The following is a 15781-nucleotide window of genomic DNA, read 5'->3' as shown; positions in this document are numbered from 1 at the left end:
GCCGCTGACGCTCCCGGCCTGTACGACATCGCGCGACGACCCCGACAGTTCGTTCGCCGGCCGGCCGGGGCGCTCCTCGTTCTCATGGGCGCTGATCGTCTACTCCGTCCGGCTGGTCGGCGCGGGGAGGTGGGCGACGGACCGGGCGAAGTACGACGCGATGTCCTCGCCCGACGCGTACAGAGAGGCGACGAAGTGCTCCCACGCGGCGACCACGTCGGGCCGCGTGAAGCGGATCGCCCCTTGCGGATGCCCCGTGCCCGAGTACAGAACGTTGAAGAGGGTCCGGCCGCCGAGGATCACCACTTCCGGAAGTGGCCGCGGCCCCTCCGCCGCCGCGACGGATTCGGCGCTCACCACACGCACGCGCGTGCCGAATCCGGCCTGTTGCCGCAGGGAGTGCAATTCCCACTGGACATAGGGAGTCAGCGGCGCTTCGACCACGCGAACACGGTGGAAGACGTGCCCGCGCGCCGCTTCCTGCCGGGCCGCCGCCGCGAGGCTGTCACCACGCTCCCGCATGAGCCGCAGGGACTCCTCCCATTCGCCGCGCCGCAGGGCGTCGCGGCTCGGGCTGCCCTGCTCCTCGAAGTGCTGCCGTCGCTCCAGCTTCCAGGAGTTGACGTGACGGAGCGCGGCGCTGCGTTCGCGGAAGTCCGCGCGGTACTCCTCGCGGACGAGTCGTTCGCCCTGTTCCGGCAGGAGAACGGGGACATGCGGCTCAGACATCGGCGATGTCCGCCGTCGCCGCGCGGAGGGTGCTTCCCGGAATCACGACCAGACGCTCGTCGGCGGCAAGCGTGACGCCTTGTGGCAGAAGCGGAGCGTAATGGCTGGTCAAGTCTCGTCCGATGACGGCGACATCACCGTTGTCGAGTCGCCAGATGTCGGGGCACTCGTCGTTCCCGTCCGAATTCCCCAGCTCCTCCGGCGACTTGCCGAGCCGCCTCTCGAACAGGGCGGACGGATCCGCCTCCCAGGCACGGGCCATGCCTACCTCCGCACAGTGTGGGTCAGAGCGCCGGCACACCACATTTTACGCCCAGTTAACTACGGAGAGCAACCGCCGGCGAGGTCCGGCCCCTCACGTCCCCACCGTTGCCTCCGCGACCACCACGTACAGCGTCACCGTCGCGAGGAAGGGCCCCGAGGCGAGGTGGTCGAGCCATTCCCGGGCCGACTCCGGGGACAGATAGCCGGCGGCCACGGCTCGTTCGGTGTTGCGCTGGAGGCCGAGGACCTGGTCCGCCGACCGGACGTCGCGGAAGACGGATGTCATCGGGGCGACCGTCGGTACCGAGAAGCCCGCCTCCGCGGCGAGGCGCGGGAGTTGGCGGCCGAGGACGCCGTTGCGGACGACCTTGTCCGTCACATGGCGGGTGTACGCGCGGGCGGTTTCGATGTCCGGGTGGTCGACGCACAGCGAGTCCCAGTCCGGTTCGCCCATCACGAGCCTGCCGCCCGGACGCAGGACGCGCCGGATCTCGGCCAGTGCCCGTGCCGGGTCATCGACGTGCTGGAGTACGCGGTCGGTCCGGGCGCGGTCGACGCTGCCGTCCGCGAGCGGAAGTGCGTGGATGTCGCCCAACCACACGTCGACGGCGGGCAGTTCCTCGGTACGGGTACGTGCCCGCGTGACCATCTCCGGGTTGGAGTCGATGCCGATCACCCTGCCCGACGGGCCGGCCGCCGTGGCCAGGGTGGTGAGGTCGGTGCCCGGTCCGCAGCCCAGGTCGAGAACGGTGTGGCCGGGCCGGGTGGCCAGCGCGTCCAGCATGACGGTCTTGTACGAGCGCCCCGCCTCCGAGGCGGCGACCCGGTCGAGGTAGCCGATCTCGTCGGGGACCGCGCTCTCGAACACCCGCCCGGACAGGCGGGCCATGGAGTGTGCCTCCCGGTCCAGCAACTCCCGCCCGGCGGCGGTGAGACCGACGGGCCGTTGGCGGCCGGTGCCTTCCAGGGGCTCCACCAGCCGGTGTGCCTCCAGCCGGGCCAGGGCGCCGTAGAGGCTCCCGGGTCCCAGTCGCCGGCCGGACAGCTTCTCGATGGCCGTGTTGATGGCGTACCCGTGCAGTGGCCCGTCCGTCAGTGCGCACAGCACAAGCATCTGGGCGTCGTTGGTACGCATGAGGTCTCCAGCCGTGGGGATCGGTCCCGGTGGTCCGTCCCGGTGGTCTCTCCCCGGGATGCGCGCCCATCATGCTACGTGTCGCGTAGTACGCGCAACGTAGTACGTGCGATGTAGTACGCCCCGGCTGCAACGACGCCCGGCTTCGGCCTGAGTGACGGTCCGGGCGGCGGTCCGGGCGGCGGTCCGGGCGGCGGACCCGCGAACCCCGCCGTTGCCTTGACGTCGGCGTCAAGGATTACCGTCGGGGACATGCGCATCGGTGAGCTGGCGGAGCGGGCGGGGACCAGTACCCGCGCCCTGCGTTACTACGAGTCGCGCGGGCTGCTGCCCGCCCGGCGTGCGGGGAACGGGTACCGCACGTACGACGAGGACGATCTGCGGCTGATCCGGCAGATCCGGACCCTTCAGGACTTCGGGTTCGGTCTGGAGGAGACGCGGCCGTTCGTCGAGTGTCTGCGGGCCGGGCATCCCGCCGGGGACTCCTGCGCCGCCTCGCTCGACGTCTACCGGGCCAAGCTCGCCGAGCTGGACGAGCTGATCGGGCGGCTCGGTTCGGTACGGGACCTGGTCGGCGAGCAGCTCGCCCGCGCCGAGGCGGTCCGGGCCGCCGGGCCCGTACCGGAGCCGATGTGCGAACTGACCGGACCCCACGGGGTGGACGAGGGAGACGACGGATGATCCAGGCAGAGGGCGTCGCCGCGGTGACGGACGAGAGCTTCGGCGGCGAGGTGCTGGAGGCCGGCCTTCCGGTGCTGGTGGAATTCACCGCGGACTGGTGCCCACCGTGCCGGCAGCTCGCGCCGGTGCTCAGTGCCGTGGCCGCGGAGACCGCGGGGCGCCTCAAGGTCGTCCAGCTGGACGTGGACACCAACCCGGGGACGACGAACCGCTACGGCGTCCTCGCCATGCCCACCCTGCTCGTCTTCCGCGACGGTGAGCCCGTCGCGTCCATGGTCGGCGCCCGGCCCCGGCGCCGGCTCCTCCAGGAACTCGAAGACGTGCTCTGACCCCGCGCCCCCGGCCCCGCCCCTATAAACGCGCACAAAAATACCCCGGTACCGAATTGACGGCCGGGGTATTGCTCTGCGTATATTTGGTGTTTCGCGTTTCGACTGTTTCGCGTTTCGGCTTTCTCACTCTGAAAGTCGAAGAAGTCAACAAGGCAGAGACTATCGGACAGGGGCCGAATTGTCAACCGAGGAATTGCAGAACGAACAGCAATTCGTCACGCTCCTCCATGAGCGTCTCGACGCGCTCAGGGAAGAGGCCGAAGCCGCCGTGCGCGCCTCCGCCGGGCAGGTCGGTACGGGTCGGCAGGCCATGGTGGAACGGGACGTACGGGTCGCCGAGCACACGGGCAGCGTGAGCACGCTCAATGCCGTGGAATCCGGGCTCTGTTTCGGCCGGATCGATCTCAAGGACGGCGCCACCCATCACATCGGGCGCATCGGAATACGGCAGGACGACATCGAACGCACCCCGCTGCTCATCGACTGGCGCGCCCCCGTCGCCCGGCCCTTCTATCTCGCCACCGGTCATTCCACGATGGGGCTGCGCCGCCGCCGGCACCTCACCACCGAGGGCCGGCGGGTCACCGCGCTGCACGACGAGATCATGGATCTCGGCGACACCACCCGTACCGGTCACGAGGACCCCGACGGTGACGCCGTGCTGCTCGCCGCCCTCGACTCCGCGCGCACCGGGCGGATGGCCGACATCGTGCGGACCATCCAGGCCGAACAGGACCGGATCATCCGCGCCCCGCACCGGGGAATCCTCGTCGTGGAGGGCGGCCCCGGCACCGGGAAGACCGCCGTCGCGCTGCACCGTGCCGCGTATCTGCTCTACGCGCACCGCGAGCAGCTCGCCCGTCGCGCCGTGCTGATTGTCGGCCCCAACCCGGCGTTCCTCGCGTACATCGGCGAGGTGCTGCCCTCCCTCGGCGAGACCGGCGTGCTGCTGGCGACCCCCGGTGAGCTGTTCCCCGGTGTACGGGCGACCGCGACCGACACTCCCGCCGCCGCGGCCGTCAAGGGCCGTGCCCGGATGGCGGACGCGCTGGCCGCCGCGCTCCGCGACCGGCAGCGGGTGCCCGATCCGCACATCGAGATCGCGCACGACGACGGCACGCTGTACCTGGACCGCGCGATGGCCGAGGACGCCCGCGCCCGTGCCCGCGACGCCGGTCTCCCGCACAATCTCGCCCGGCCGCACTTCGCGTTCTCCGTCATCGACTCCCTCACCGAACAGCTCACCGAGCGGCTCGGCGCCGACCCCTACGGCGGCCCGAACCTCCTCGACGCCGCCGACATCGCGCAGTTGGGCAAGGCCATCGCCACCAGCCCGGCCGTGCACGCCGCGATCGACGAGCTGTGGCCCACCCTCACCCCGCAGCGGTTCCTCACCGACTATCTGGCCGAGCCCACCCATCTCCCGGACGGCGACGGCGAGTTGATCCGCCGACCGGCCGGTGGCGGCGACCCGCGCTGGACCGACGCCGACGTCCCCCTCCTGGACGAGGCCGCCGAACTGCTGGGCGAGGACGACGCCGCCGCGCGCGCCGCCGCCGAGGCGGAGCGCCGCGAACAGATCGAATACGCGCAAGGGGTACTGGAGTTGAGCTACGGCTCCCGTACCTACGAGTTCGAGGACAAGGACGAGGAGGACGCCGAGGTCCTCCTCGCGCACGACCTCATCGACGCCGAACGCCTCGCCGACCGCCAGGAGGAGACCGACACCCGCAGCGCCGCCGAACGTGCCGCCGCCGACCGCACCTGGGCCTTCGGTCACATCGTGGTCGACGAGGCGCAGGAACTGTCCGCGATGGCCTGGCGGTTGCTGATGCGCCGCTGCCCGGCCCGCTCGATGACCCTGGTCGGCGATCCGGCCCAGACGGGCGACGCGGCGGGCTGCGACTCCTGGCGGCAGATCCTTCGGCCGTACGTCGGTGAGCGCTGGGAGCACACGCGGCTCGGCGTCAACTACCGTACGCCCGCCGAGATCATGGCCGTCGCCGCCGAGGTCCGGCGGCTCGCGGACCCGGCCTTCCAGCCGCCGCGCTCCGTCCGCTCGACCGGGACCGGCCCCTGGGTACGGGAGGCCAAGCCGGACGACATGGTCCGTACGGCCGCCGCGAGTGCCGTCGAACACGCGGCCTCGTACGCGGCGGAACACGGCGGCGGCGGACGGCTCGCGGTGATCGCGCCCGGCCCGCTGCTGCCCGCGCTCGCCGCCGAACTCCCCGACGCCTCCTGGGGTGTCGCCCCCGATCTCACCCGGCCCGTCGTGCTGCTCGACCCCCGGCAGGCGAAGGGGCTGGAGTTCGACACGGTGATCGTCGTGGACCCGGAGGCCGTACTGGACGGCTCCCCGCGCGGGATCAACGACCTGTACGTGGCGCTGACCCGGGCGACGCAGCGACTCGGCATCGTACGGAATGTCACCGTTCCGCCCCGGCTCGCGTACGAGAGCGCCACCACCGGCGCCATCGGGGGGTGAACCCCGCCCCCGGACGGGCACGGTCGTCATGTCCACACCGGGGGGAGCCGACGGGGGAGACATGCGCCGTACGAGAAGCAGCGGGCCGCGCGCCCACCGGACCGTCGCCGGGATCCTGGTGGCGCTCCTCGCCGTCCTGGTGACGGTCGTCGCACTGGCGCTGTCCGTCCACCACGGGGCGGACCCGTGCGACACCGCCCCGGGTCCCCGGCCGAGCATGCGCTGCTGAGCCGGGAACCCGGGGCGTGTCCGGTGGGCCGTGCCTCGGCGGGATCGGTCCTGCGGGCCGGGCCCGGTGGACCCGGGTCCGGTCCGCCCGGACCGGCCCGGGGATCACACCGGCCCACCCCGCACACGGGCCTCCCGGTCGGGTCACACCGGCTTCAGCCAGAGCGTCGCCAGCGGCGGCAGGGTCAGCTGGACGCTCGACGGACGGCCGTGCGCCGGGACCGCCTCCGGCTTGAGGGTGTCCACGTTGAACACGTCCCCGCCGCCGTACCGGCCCGCGTCCGTGTTGAGGACCTCCGTCCAGCCCGAGACGCCGTCCGGCACCCCGACGCGGTACTGGTGCCGTACCACCGGCGAGAAGTGGGAGACGGCGAGCAGCGGCGAGCCCTCGGCGTCGAAGCGCAGGAACGCGAACACGTTGTCCTCGGCCGCGTCCCCCGCCACCCAGGCGAAGCCCTCGGGCACCGTGTCGCGCTGCCAGAGCGCCGGGGTCCCGCCGTAGACCGTGTTCAGGTCGCGCACCAGGTCCCGTACGCCCCGGTGGTCGGACTCCGCCCCGTACGACGGGTCAAGGAGCCACCAGTCCGGGCCGTGGCTCTCCGACCACTCCGCGCCCTGCGCGAACTCCTGCCCCATGAACAGGAGTTGCTTGCCCGGATGCGCCCACATGAAGGCGAGATAGGCCCGCAGGCCGGCCCGCTGCTGCCACCAGTCGCCGGGCATCTTGGAGACCAGCGACCGTTTGCCGTGGACGACCTCGTCGTGCGAGATCGGCAGGACGTAGTTCTCGCTGTACGCGTACACCATCGAGAACGTCATCTCGCCGTGGTGGTACTTGCGGTGCACCGGCTCCTTGGAGACGTAGTCCAGGGAGTCGTGCATCCAGCCCATGTTCCACTTCAGGCCGAAGCCCAGCCCGCCGAAGCCGCCCGCCCCGGCCAGGTGCGTGGCCCGGGTGACCCCGTCCCAGGCCGTGGACTCCTCGGCGATCGTGACGATCCCGGGGCAGCGGCGGTAGACCGTCGCGTTCATCTCCTGGAGGAAGGCGACGGCGTCCAGATCCTCCCGGCCGCCGTGCTCGTTCGGCGTCCACTGGCCGGCCTCGCGCGAATAGTCGAGGTAGAGCATCGAGGCGACGGCGTCGACCCGCAGCCCGTCGATGTGGAACTCCTGGCACCAGTACACGGCGTTGGCGACCAGGAAGTTGCGCACCTCGGTGCGGCCGAAGTCGAACTCCAGCGTGCCCCAGTCCGGATGCTCGGCGCGGGACGGGTCCGCGTGCTCGTACAGCGGCCTGCCGTCGAACCGCGCCAGCGCCCACTCGTCCTTCGGGAAGTGCGCCGGCACCCAGTCCACGATCACGCCGATGCCCGCGCGGTGCAGCGCGTCCACCAGGAAGCGGAAGTCGTCGGGCGTGCCCATGCGGGAGGTCGGGGCGTAGAAGCCGGTCACCTGGTAGCCCCAGGAACCGCCGAAGGGGTGTTCGGCGACCGGCATCAGCTCGACGTGGGTGAAGCCGAGGTCCTTCACGTACGCCGGGAGCTGGACGGCCAGCTGACGGTACGTCAGCCCCGGCCGCCAGGAGGCGAGATGCAGCTCGTACACGGAGAACGGCGCCTCGTGCACGGGCAGTTCGGCGCGGCGGGCCATCCACTCCTCGTCGCGCCACACGTGGTGCGCCTCGGTGACGATCGACGCGGTCGCGGGCGGGACCTCGGTGCGGCGGGCCATCGGGTCGGCGCGCAGCGTGTGCGATCCGTCGGGCCGGGTGATGTCGAACTTGTAGAGCGCGCCCTCGCCGACACCGGGCAGGAACAGCTCCCACACACCGGTCGAGCCGAGCGAACGCATCGGATAGACCGTGCCGTCCCAGTAGTTGAAGTCCCCGGAGATCCGCACCCCCTGCGCGTTCGGCGCCCAGACGGTGAAGCGGGTGCCCGTGACGCCCTGGTGGACCATCGGGTGGGCGCCGAGCGCGCGCCACAGCTCCTCGTGCCGGCCCTCGCCGATGAGATGCAGGTCGAGATCGCCGAGCGTGGGCAGGAAGCGGTACGGGTCCCGCGTCTCGACCTCGTCGGCGTCCGCCCCGTCCGCGCCGTACCGCACGAGCAGCGAGTACGCCGGCACCTCGCGCCACGGCAGCAGTCCGGAGAAGAAACCGTCGCCGTCGTCGTGCAGCGGGACGCGCAGGTCGGTGCCGACGACCGTCACGGCCGTCGCGTACGGGCGCAGCGCGCGGACGACCACGCCGCCCCGGGCGGGGTGGGCGCCGAGGACACCGTGCGGGTCGTGGTGCGTCCCGCCGAGCAGCCGGTACCGGTCGGCGTCCGCGAGCGGCGGCGCGGGCTGTACGACGGGGCGGCCGGCACCTTCGCGGGACCCCGGGGCTCCGGTGGAGTCGGTACGCCCGGCGGCGCTCGGCTCCGGCCCGTCGGCGGCGCCCGTCGCGGACCCGGCCGCCCGCACGGACTTCGCGGGGCTCTCCGAGGGCGCCGGGCTCGCCGAGCGCGCCGGTGCCGATCCCTGCGGCTGCCGCGGCTCCTTCCGCGCCTTCGGAGCCTTCCCGGAGCCCCCCGGCTTCGCCGCTCCGCCGGCCTTGGCGGGTTTGCCGGACTTCGCGGCCTTGCCGGGCTTGCCCGGCTCGGTCCCCGGCGTCCGCTTCCCCGGCGGCTCGTCGCGGGTACGGCGCGCGTCGGCAGGTCCGGTCTCGCCGGCCGGGGCCGGGACGCCGTCGGCGGGGCGCCGGGGCTGTGGCTCTGAGGGGTTCTCGGACGGCGGGCGGGGGGTCACGGGGCTGCCTCCTCGGCGGGACGACGGGGAACGGGTGAGCCGGTGGGCCGACGGGTCGGCCCACCGGGCTCCGGTTGCGGGCGGGGCGGCCGGTACGCGGTGGTACCGGGCCGTGCCGGGCGGCACGGACGTGGATCGTGGGCGGGCGGTGGCCGACGGCCGCCGGTCTCGGCGAGGCCGGTGTCAGGGGCGGTGGGCGGCCAGACGCTGGATCGCCGCCATCGGGACGGCCAGCCAGTCGGGGCGGTTCCTGGCCTCGTACAGCACCTCGTACACCGCCTTGTCCGTCTCGTACGCCCGCATCAGCGCCGCGTCCTCGCGCGGGTCGACGCCCGCCGCCTCGGCGTAGCCGTCGCAGTACGCGGACCGGCAGCGTTCCGCCCAGCCGGGGTTCCACGGCTCGTGGGAGCGGGCCGCGTAGTCGAACGAGCGCAGCATGCCCGCCACGTCCCGCACCGCGGGCTGGGGGCGGCGGCGCTCGGTGAGCGGCCTGGCCGGTTCGCCCTCGAAGTCGATCAGCGACCACTCGCCGTCCGGGGTGCGCAGTGTCTGCCCCAGGTGCAGGTCCCCGTGGACCCGCTGGGCGCGGGTGATGCGCGCGACCCCGGAGCCGGGGCCGCCGCCGTGCCCGTGGCCCAGCCCGGCCAGCGCGTCGAAGGCGGTACGCAGCCCGGCGACGTACGGCAGGAGCGCCGGCACCGCCTGCGCGGTGGCCTCCAGCCGCCCGGACATGGCCTCGGCCAGATTCGCCGTCTGCTGCGGCCCGAGGGTGACGGTCGGCAGCGCGGCGGCGAGCGCGAGGTGCACCTCGGCGGTGGCCCGCCCCAGCGCCCGCGCCTCGTCGGTGAAGGGGCTGCCTGCGGCCAGCGCCCGCAGGGCCAGCTGCCAGCCGTCCTCGGACCCCTTGAGGAACGGCTGGAGCACCCCGAGCGTCAGCGGTTCACGCCCGCTGTCGTCGCCCACGGCCTCGAACCAGGCCACCGGCGACGGGACCCGGCGGCAGCCCTCGCCCGCCAGGGCCAGCGGCAGCTCCAGATCGGGGTTGGCCCCGGGGTAGACCCGGCGCAGGATCTTGAGGATGTACTCCTCGCCGTAGACGAGGGACGAGTTCGACTGCTCCGCGCCGAGCGGGCGGGGCGCCAGCCCGGCGGGGATCTCGACGGCCCGCTCGAAGCGCAGCGGTCCGAGTACGGAGGGTGTGCGCAAACGTTCCAGCAGCAGGTCGGCGAGGTCCGGGTCGTGCAGTGCCTCGTAGATGACGCGGCCGGTCAGCGGCCCTTTGGCGGCGACGCCGACGCGGGCGGCGGCGAGCCGGGGCGGCAGGGTGGACCGTACGCCCAGCAGGAGCTGGTAGCAGTCGTCGGTGGGCGGTGCGGGGACGGACGGCGCGTCCGGCTCGGGGGTGGAGCGCTGTTCGACCCGCACCAGCAGATGGAGCAGGCTCGGCCCTTCCCCGGCACCGGGCCCTTCTCCGGCGGGGGCACCGGAAGCGACGGTCCCGGGGGGCGTCAGCTCGGTGGCGGAGACCGCCGAGAAGCCCGTGATGGGGCGGCCCTTCCCGGCGAACCAGCGCTGTCGCGGCAGCCACTCGTGCAGCAGGGGTGCGAGGGAGCCGACCAGTCTTTCGGCCCCGGCGGGCGGGAACGCGGCTCCGGGACGTGGTGAGCTCCGGGTGGATGCAGCCTTCGACATGGCATCGCGTCCTTTCCCCGGGGCACACCACAGGATGCGCAGAGTGTCCCGGATTACGGCAACGGAGTCCGGCTGTGCGGGACGTGTCGGGTCAGGATGGTCCGTACGGACCGACGGCCCGCCCGGCGTGGGAAGTCCTTCGTCGGACTCGATGTCGTGGAGGGTGCCCCGTGCGGGGCGGCAGTAACCGACCGCCCCGCACTTGTTCGTCATCAGGCCGGTGAGGGGTCCTGACGGAGCCGGAACCAGTAGAAGCCGTGGCCCGCCAGGGTCAGCAGATACGGCCAGTCCCCGATCGCCGGGAAGCGCACCCCGCCGATCAGCTCGACCGGGTGGCGCCCGCTGAAGGCCCGCAGATCCAGCTCCGTGGGCTGTGCGAAGCGTGAGAAGTTGTGCACGCAGAGCACCAGGTCGTCACCGTTGCCGTCCTGCGACGGCGCCTCGCGCAGGAACGCGAGCACCGCCGGATTCGTCGACGGCAGTTCGGTGTACGAGCCGAGACCGAAGGCCGGGTTCTGCTTCCGGATCTCGATCATGCGGCGGGTCCAGTGCAGCAGCGACGACGGCGACGCCATCGACGCCTCGACGTTGGTGACCTGGTAGCCGTAGACCGGGTCCATGATCGTCGGGAGGTAGAGCCGGCCGGGGTCGCAGGACGAGAAGCCCGCGTTCCGGTCCGGGGTCCACTGCATCGGGGTCCGTACCGCGTCGCGGTCGCCGAGCCAGATGTTGTCGCCCATCCCGATCTCGTCCCCGTAGTAGAGGATCGGGGAGCCGGGCAGCGACAGCAGCAGGGCGGTGAACAGCTCGATCTGGTTGCGGTCGTTGTCCAGCAGCGACGCCAGACGGCGCCGGATGCCGATGTTGGCGCGCATCCGCGGGTCCTTGGCGTACTCCGCGTACATGTAGTCGCGTTCTTCGTCCGTGACCATTTCGAGGGTCAGCTCGTCGTGGTTGCGCAGGAAGATGCCCCACTGGCAGCCGGTCGGGATGGCCGGGGTCTTGGAGAGGATCTCGGAGACCGGGTAGCGGGACTCGCGCCGTACGGCCATGAAGATCCGCGGCATCACCGGGAAGTGGAACGCCATGTGGCACTCGTCGCCGCCCTTGGCGTAGTCGCCGAAGTAGTCGACGACGTCCTCCGGCCACTGGTTGGCCTCGGCGAGGAGCACGGTGTCCGGGTAGTGCGTGTCGATGATCTCCCGGACCTCGCGCAGCAGCGCGTGCGTCGCCGGCAGGTTCTCGCAGTCGGTGCCCTCCTCCTGGTAGAGGTACGGCACGGCGTCGAGGCGGAAGCCGTCGATGCCCAGGTCCAGCCAGAAGCGCAGCGCGGAGATGATCTCCTCGCGGACGGCCGGGTTCTCGTAGTTGAGGTCCGGCTGGTGCGAGAAGAAGCGGTGCCAGTAGTACTGCTTGCGGACCGGGTCGAAGGTCCAGTTGGACGTCTCGGTGTCGACGAAGATGATCCGCGCGTCCGGGAACTGCTTGTCGTCGTCGGCCCAGACGTAGTAGTCGCCGTACGGCCCGTCGGGGTCCTTGCGGGACTCCTGGAACCAGTCGTGCTGGTCGCTGGTGTGATTCATGACGAAGTCGATGATCACGCGCATGCCGCGCTGGTGGGCGGCGTCGACGAACTCCACGAAGTCGGCGAGGTCACCGAACTCGGGCAGCACGGAGGTGTAGTCGGACACGTCGTAACCGCCGTCGCGCAACGGTGACTTGAAGAACGGCGGCAGCCAGAGACAGTCGACACCCAGCCACTGGAGGTAGTCCAGTTTGGCGGTGATGCCCTTGAGGTCTCCGATGCCGTCGCCGTTGCTGTCCTGGAACGAGCGCACCAGGACCTCGTAGAAGACGGCTCGTTTGAACCAGTCGGGGTCACGGTCCTTCGCGGGAGTGTCCTCGAACAAGTCGTGGACGGGCTCATTGATGATCATGTTGTGGGTGACCCTCCGATCGGCGGGGACGGTCGCAGAACGACGATGTGCGCGGGTGTCACACCCGGCTCCAGGCGCACGTAGTTGGCCCTGCCCCAGTGGTAGATCTCTCCGGTGAGCTCGTCGCGCACCGGCACGGTCTCGTGCCAGTCGAGGCCGAGTCGCGGCATGTCCAACGAGACCGTTGCCTCCTGGGTGTGGTGAGGGTCGAGGTTCACGACGACCAGTACGACGTCCGACCCCGGACCCGACCGCTTGCTGTAGGCGATGACGGAGTCGTTGTCGGCGTCGTGGAAATGGATGTTCCGCAGCTGCTGGAGCGCCGGATGGCGGCGCCGGATCCGGTTGAGCGTGGTGATGAGGGGGGCGATGGTGCGCCCCTCGCGCTCCGCCGCGTCCCAGTTCCGGGGGCGCAGCTCGTACTTCTCCGAATGCAGATACTCCTCGCTCCCGGGTTTTGCCGGGGCGTTCTCCAGGAGTTCGTATCCCGCGTAGACGCCCCAGGACGGCACCATCGTCGCGGCGAGTACCGCGCGTACCTCGAATGCCGGACGGCCGCCGTCCTGAAGATAGGCGTGCAGGATGTCGGGCGTGTTGACGAAGAAGTTCGGGCGCATGTACGACGCGGCCTCGCCCGACAGTTCGGTGACGTAGTCGGTGAGTTCCCGCTTGCCCGTACGCCAGGTGAAGTAGGTGTACGACTGCTGGAACCCGATCGCGCCCAGGGTGTGCATCATGGCGGGCCGGGTGAACGCCTCGGCCAGGAAGATCACATCGGGGTCGGTGGCGTTGATGCCGTCGATCACCCGCTCCCAGAAGACCACCGGCTTGGTGTGCGGGTTGTCGACGCGGAAGATCCGTACGCCGTGGTCCATCCAGTACCGCAGCACCCGCAGGGTCTCCGCGACCAGACCGTCCATGTCGCTGTCGAAGGCGATCGGATAGATGTCCTGGTACTTCTTGGGCGGATTCTCCGCGTACGCGATCGTGCCGTCCGCGCGGTGGTGGAACCACTCCGGGTGTTCCTTCACCCAGGGGTGGTCGGGCGAGCACTGGAGGGCGAAGTCCAGCGCGATCTCCATGCGCAGCGACGCGGCCTTCGCCACGAAGGCGTCGAAGTCCTCGATCGTGCCGAGGTCGGGGTGGATCGCGTCGTGGCCGCCGTCGGCCGAGCCGATCGCCCAGGGGACACCGACATCGTGCGGGCCGGGGGTGAGGGTGTTGTCCGGGCCCTTGCGGTGCGTGGTGCCGATGGGATGGATCGGCGGCAGATAGACCACGTCGAAGCCCATCGCGGCGACGGCCGGCAGCCGCTCGGCGGCGGTCCGGAACGTGCCGCTGACGGGGGCCTCGCCCGGGGTGACGACGGCGCCCTCGGAGCGCGGGAACAGCTCGTACCAGGAGCCGTACAGCGCCCGCTCCCGCTCCACCTGGAGCTTGACCGGCTTCGACGCCGAGACCAGCTCGCGCAGCGGGTGACGGGAGAGGACCTCGTAGGTCTCCGCGGTGAGGGCGGCGGCGAGGCGGTCGGCGGGGGAGCGTCGCGCGTCGCGCAGGGCGTCGGCGGCGGCCAGGACCGTCTCCCGGCCCTCGCGCTTGGGGACACCGGCGGCGGCGCGTTCGTGGAGGGCGGCGCCCTCGGTCAGGACCAGATCGATGTCGATGCCGGCCGGGATCTTGATCTCGGCGGCGTGCCGCCAGGTCGCGAGGGGGTCGCTCCACGCCTCCACCCGGTACGTCCACCGGCCCTCGGACGTCGGTGTGACGTCGGCGCCCCAGCGGTCGGTGCCGGGGGCCAGTTCGCGCATGGGGGTCCAGGGGCCGGGCCGGCCGTCCGGGCCCCGCAGGACGACATTGGCGCCGACGGCGTCGTGGCCCTCGCGGAAGACGGTCGCGGTGACCTGGAACGTCTCTCCGCTCACCGCCTTGGCCGGGCGTTTGCCACAGCTGACGAGAGGGCGTACGTCCAGGACGGGAATGCGACCGATCATGTGATCACCTGGGGGCTGGGCGGACGAGGCAGGCAGGGCAGGACGAACGGACGGGGGACTTTTGCCATGGTGTGATGTTATTTGTAGCTGTTCTGTTGGTGACTGGCGGGCTGCGGGCATGGCCGCTCCTGTCCGCGTTCACTCCAATAGTGGTAGAAAGCCATGGAATCGGATGAAACGCTCGCGCTTGCCGTGCTTACCGCTTGAGCCTTCCCACGATTTTCCGGTCCACAATCGGTGGTTCGTTAAGACCTGGGCAACTCTGGGGGCGTGGCCGGAAACGGTCGGAACGCACGGGGGCGCGGGAGCGCCGTGCGGGCGCCGTGAAGGGCGCCGGGGGAACGGGAGCGCCCCGCCTCCGCGCGGCACGGGCGGCCGATGCGCGGGGACGGGGCGGGAGCGGGGCGCACGCCGGGGTGCGGGGCGCGGTCGGTGGACGGGACCGGACCGGGGCGGGTCGGTCGCGTCTCGTCGGTGGGGCCGGTCGAGCCGGGTGGTGTTGGGCCAGGTCGGTCGGGCCGGGTGGTGTTGGGCCAGGTCGGTCGCGCCGGGTCAGCTCACGTCCGCCGTCGACCACACCTGCCACGGCTGCCGCGTCACCCACTCGTCCACCGGTGCCGGCTTCAGGGCCAGCGCGTTCGCCGCCCGCCCCCCGTCGCTCCCCATCAGCAGCGGGTCGGTGCCCGTCGCCATGTAGTGGTAGATGCCCGCGACCCCGGCCGCCGCCTCCGGCCCGGCGACCTGGGACAGCGCCTGCTCGAACACGGTGGGCGGCAGCGGCAGATAGCGCACCTCGCGGCCGAGCCCGGTGGCGAACGCCGACGCCAGCTCGTCACCGGTCAGCGACTCGTCGCCGCCGATGTCGAAGGTCTCGCCCTCCACCCCGTCCACGGTGAGCGCCGCGTGGACGGCCTCCGCCAGATCCCGGTGCGAGATCCACGCGGTGGGCGTGGCCCCGGGCAGCGGATAGGCCAGGACCCCCTCGCTGACCAGCGCCGGGCCGTTCCACGGGCTGAACAGGTTGTCCAGATAGACCGGCGGCCGGAGCACCACCAACGGCACGCCGCTGGCCCGCAGTTCCTCCTCGGCGACCCGGCGCGTCTCGAACGCGGCCACATTCGTGGACACGTCGGGGATACGCGTGTTGGAGTTGAAGACCAGGCGCCGGACCCCCGCCTCCCGCGCGGCCTCGCCGACATTGCGGGCGTACCGCCGTACCTGCTCCGTCCCGTACACCAGCGGCATCACCACCGAGGCGTGCGTCGCGCCCTCCATCAGCCGCCGTACGGCGGGAAGATCGGCCAGGTCACCGCCGACGAAGGAGGTTCCGGGCAGCGGTGGGCGGTCCGGTTCGGCGGCCCGGGTGAGGGTACGGACCCCGTGTCCGCGCTCGGTCAGCAGGCGGGCCACGGCACCGCCCTGGAACCCGGTGGCCCCCACGACGGCGACGCGCATCGGAATCTGATCGGACATGTGTCTGAAGGCCCTTCGATAAGGTGTGTCCGCTGTCGATG

12 protein-coding genes are annotated in these 15781 nt (G+C 71.7%); 4 read left to right on the top strand and 8 right to left on the bottom strand.

Features of this window, described 5'->3' with window-relative positions; genetic code table 11:
* Nucleotides 1–99 precede the first annotated feature (99 nt).
* The 3 genes from OG875_RS08120 to OG875_RS08110 all read right to left on the bottom strand — a co-directional run bounded on the left by OG875_RS08120 (nt 100) and on the right by OG875_RS08110 (nt 2128).
* Nucleotides 100–729 carry a DUF6879 family protein gene (locus tag OG875_RS08120; protein ID WP_330173543.1) on the bottom strand — a complete coding sequence of 210 codons (630 nt, stop codon included), beginning with the start codon at nt 727–729 and terminating at the stop codon, nt 100–102.
* Entirely contained in the window at nt 722–991 is a 270-nt protein-coding gene (locus tag OG875_RS08115) for a hypothetical protein (protein ID WP_330173542.1), read from the bottom strand. The genes OG875_RS08120 and OG875_RS08115 overlap by 8 nt, the downstream gene beginning before the upstream one ends.
* A gap of 93 nt (nt 992–1084) precedes the next feature.
* Nucleotides 1085–2128, bottom strand: a complete 1044-nt coding sequence (locus tag OG875_RS08110) for a methyltransferase domain-containing protein (protein ID WP_330173541.1) — start codon at nt 2126–2128, stop codon at nt 1085–1087.
* 252 nt (nt 2129–2380) lie between these two features.
* Between OG875_RS08110 and OG875_RS08105 the strand changes: the two genes are divergently transcribed.
* The 4 genes from OG875_RS08105 (at nt 2381) to OG875_RS08090 (ending at nt 5858) form a co-directional block, all read left to right on the top strand.
* The gene (locus tag OG875_RS08105; protein ID WP_330173540.1) at nt 2381–2809 is read left to right on the top strand and encodes a MerR family transcriptional regulator; all 429 of its coding nucleotides are present in this window, start codon (nt 2381–2383) and stop codon (nt 2807–2809) included.
* Nucleotides 2806–3138: a thioredoxin family protein gene (locus OG875_RS08100; RefSeq protein WP_330173539.1), complete on the top strand. Its 333-nt coding sequence runs from the start codon at nt 2806–2808 to the stop codon at nt 3136–3138. Before OG875_RS08105 ends, OG875_RS08100 begins: the two co-directional genes overlap by 4 nt.
* Before the next feature lie 181 nt (nt 3139–3319).
* Complete coding sequence (locus OG875_RS08095; protein ID WP_330173538.1) at nt 3320–5629, top strand: HelD family protein; 2310 nt, start codon at nt 3320–3322, stop codon at nt 5627–5629.
* A 61-nt stretch (nt 5630–5690) separates the two neighbouring features.
* A complete protein-coding gene (locus tag OG875_RS08090; RefSeq protein WP_330173537.1) occupies nt 5691–5858 on the top strand; it encodes a hypothetical protein in 168 nt (55 codons plus the stop codon).
* Nucleotides 5859–6001: 143 nt separating this feature from the next.
* Here OG875_RS08090 and glgB read toward each other — a convergent pair whose 3' ends face one another.
* From glgB to OG875_RS08065, 5 genes are all read right to left on the bottom strand, one after another.
* Entirely contained in the window at nt 6002–8647 is a 2646-nt protein-coding gene (gene glgB / locus OG875_RS08085) for a 1,4-alpha-glucan branching enzyme (protein ID WP_330173536.1), read from the bottom strand.
* Nucleotides 8648–8830: 183 nt separating this feature from the next.
* Nucleotides 8831–10339 carry a maltokinase N-terminal cap-like domain-containing protein gene (locus OG875_RS08080; RefSeq protein WP_330173535.1) on the bottom strand — a complete coding sequence of 503 codons (1509 nt, stop codon included), beginning with the start codon at nt 10337–10339 and terminating at the stop codon, nt 8831–8833.
* A gap of 212 nt (nt 10340–10551) precedes the next feature.
* Nucleotides 10552–12276 carry a maltose alpha-D-glucosyltransferase gene (gene treS, locus OG875_RS08075; RefSeq protein WP_330173534.1) on the bottom strand — a complete coding sequence of 575 codons (1725 nt, stop codon included), beginning with the start codon at nt 12274–12276 and terminating at the stop codon, nt 10552–10554.
* A complete protein-coding gene (locus OG875_RS08070; RefSeq protein WP_330173533.1) occupies nt 12273–14267 on the bottom strand; it encodes an alpha-1,4-glucan--maltose-1-phosphate maltosyltransferase in 1995 nt (664 codons plus the stop codon). Before OG875_RS08070 ends, treS begins: the two co-directional genes overlap by 4 nt.
* A gap of 552 nt (nt 14268–14819) precedes the next feature.
* On the bottom strand, nt 14820–15740 hold the full coding sequence (locus tag OG875_RS08065; RefSeq protein ID WP_330173532.1) for an SDR family oxidoreductase: 921 nt from the start codon (nt 15738–15740) through the stop codon (nt 14820–14822).
* Between the last annotated feature and the right edge of the window lie 41 nt (nt 15741–15781).

The sequence above is a fragment of the Streptomyces sp. NBC_01498 genome, assembly GCF_036327775.1.
Taxonomy (GTDB): Bacteria; Actinomycetota; Actinomycetes; order Streptomycetales; family Streptomycetaceae; genus Streptomyces.
This window is presented reverse-complemented; position numbering and strand designations above follow the sequence as displayed.

What these genes read in the sequence shown, in the direction of transcription:
- OG875_RS08110 (WP_330173541.1), bottom strand. Translation starts at nt 2,128, where the DNA reads ATGCGTACCAACGACGCCCAGATGCTTGTGCTGTGCGCACTGACGGAC.
- OG875_RS08100 (WP_330173539.1), top strand. Translation starts at nt 2,806, where the DNA reads ATGATCCAGGCAGAGGGCGTCGCCGCGGTGACGGACGAGAGCTTCGGC.
- OG875_RS08080 (WP_330173535.1), bottom strand. Translation starts at nt 10,339, where the DNA reads ATGTCGAAGGCTGCATCCACCCGGAGCTCACCACGTCCCGGAGCCGCG.
- OG875_RS08090 (WP_330173537.1), top strand. Translation starts at nt 5,691, where the DNA reads ATGCGCCGTACGAGAAGCAGCGGGCCGCGCGCCCACCGGACCGTCGCC.
- treS (WP_330173534.1), bottom strand. Translation starts at nt 12,276, where the DNA reads ATGATCATCAATGAGCCCGTCCACGACTTGTTCGAGGACACTCCCGCG.
- OG875_RS08105 (WP_330173540.1), top strand. Translation starts at nt 2,381, where the DNA reads ATGCGCATCGGTGAGCTGGCGGAGCGGGCGGGGACCAGTACCCGCGCC.
- OG875_RS08070 (WP_330173533.1), bottom strand. Translation starts at nt 14,267, where the DNA reads ATGATCGGTCGCATTCCCGTCCTGGACGTACGCCCTCTCGTCAGCTGT.
- OG875_RS08120 (WP_330173543.1), bottom strand. Translation starts at nt 729, where the DNA reads ATGTCTGAGCCGCATGTCCCCGTTCTCCTGCCGGAACAGGGCGAACGA.
- OG875_RS08115 (WP_330173542.1), bottom strand. Translation starts at nt 991, where the DNA reads ATGGCCCGTGCCTGGGAGGCGGATCCGTCCGCCCTGTTCGAGAGGCGG.
- OG875_RS08065 (WP_330173532.1), bottom strand. Translation starts at nt 15,740, where the DNA reads ATGTCCGATCAGATTCCGATGCGCGTCGCCGTCGTGGGGGCCACCGGG.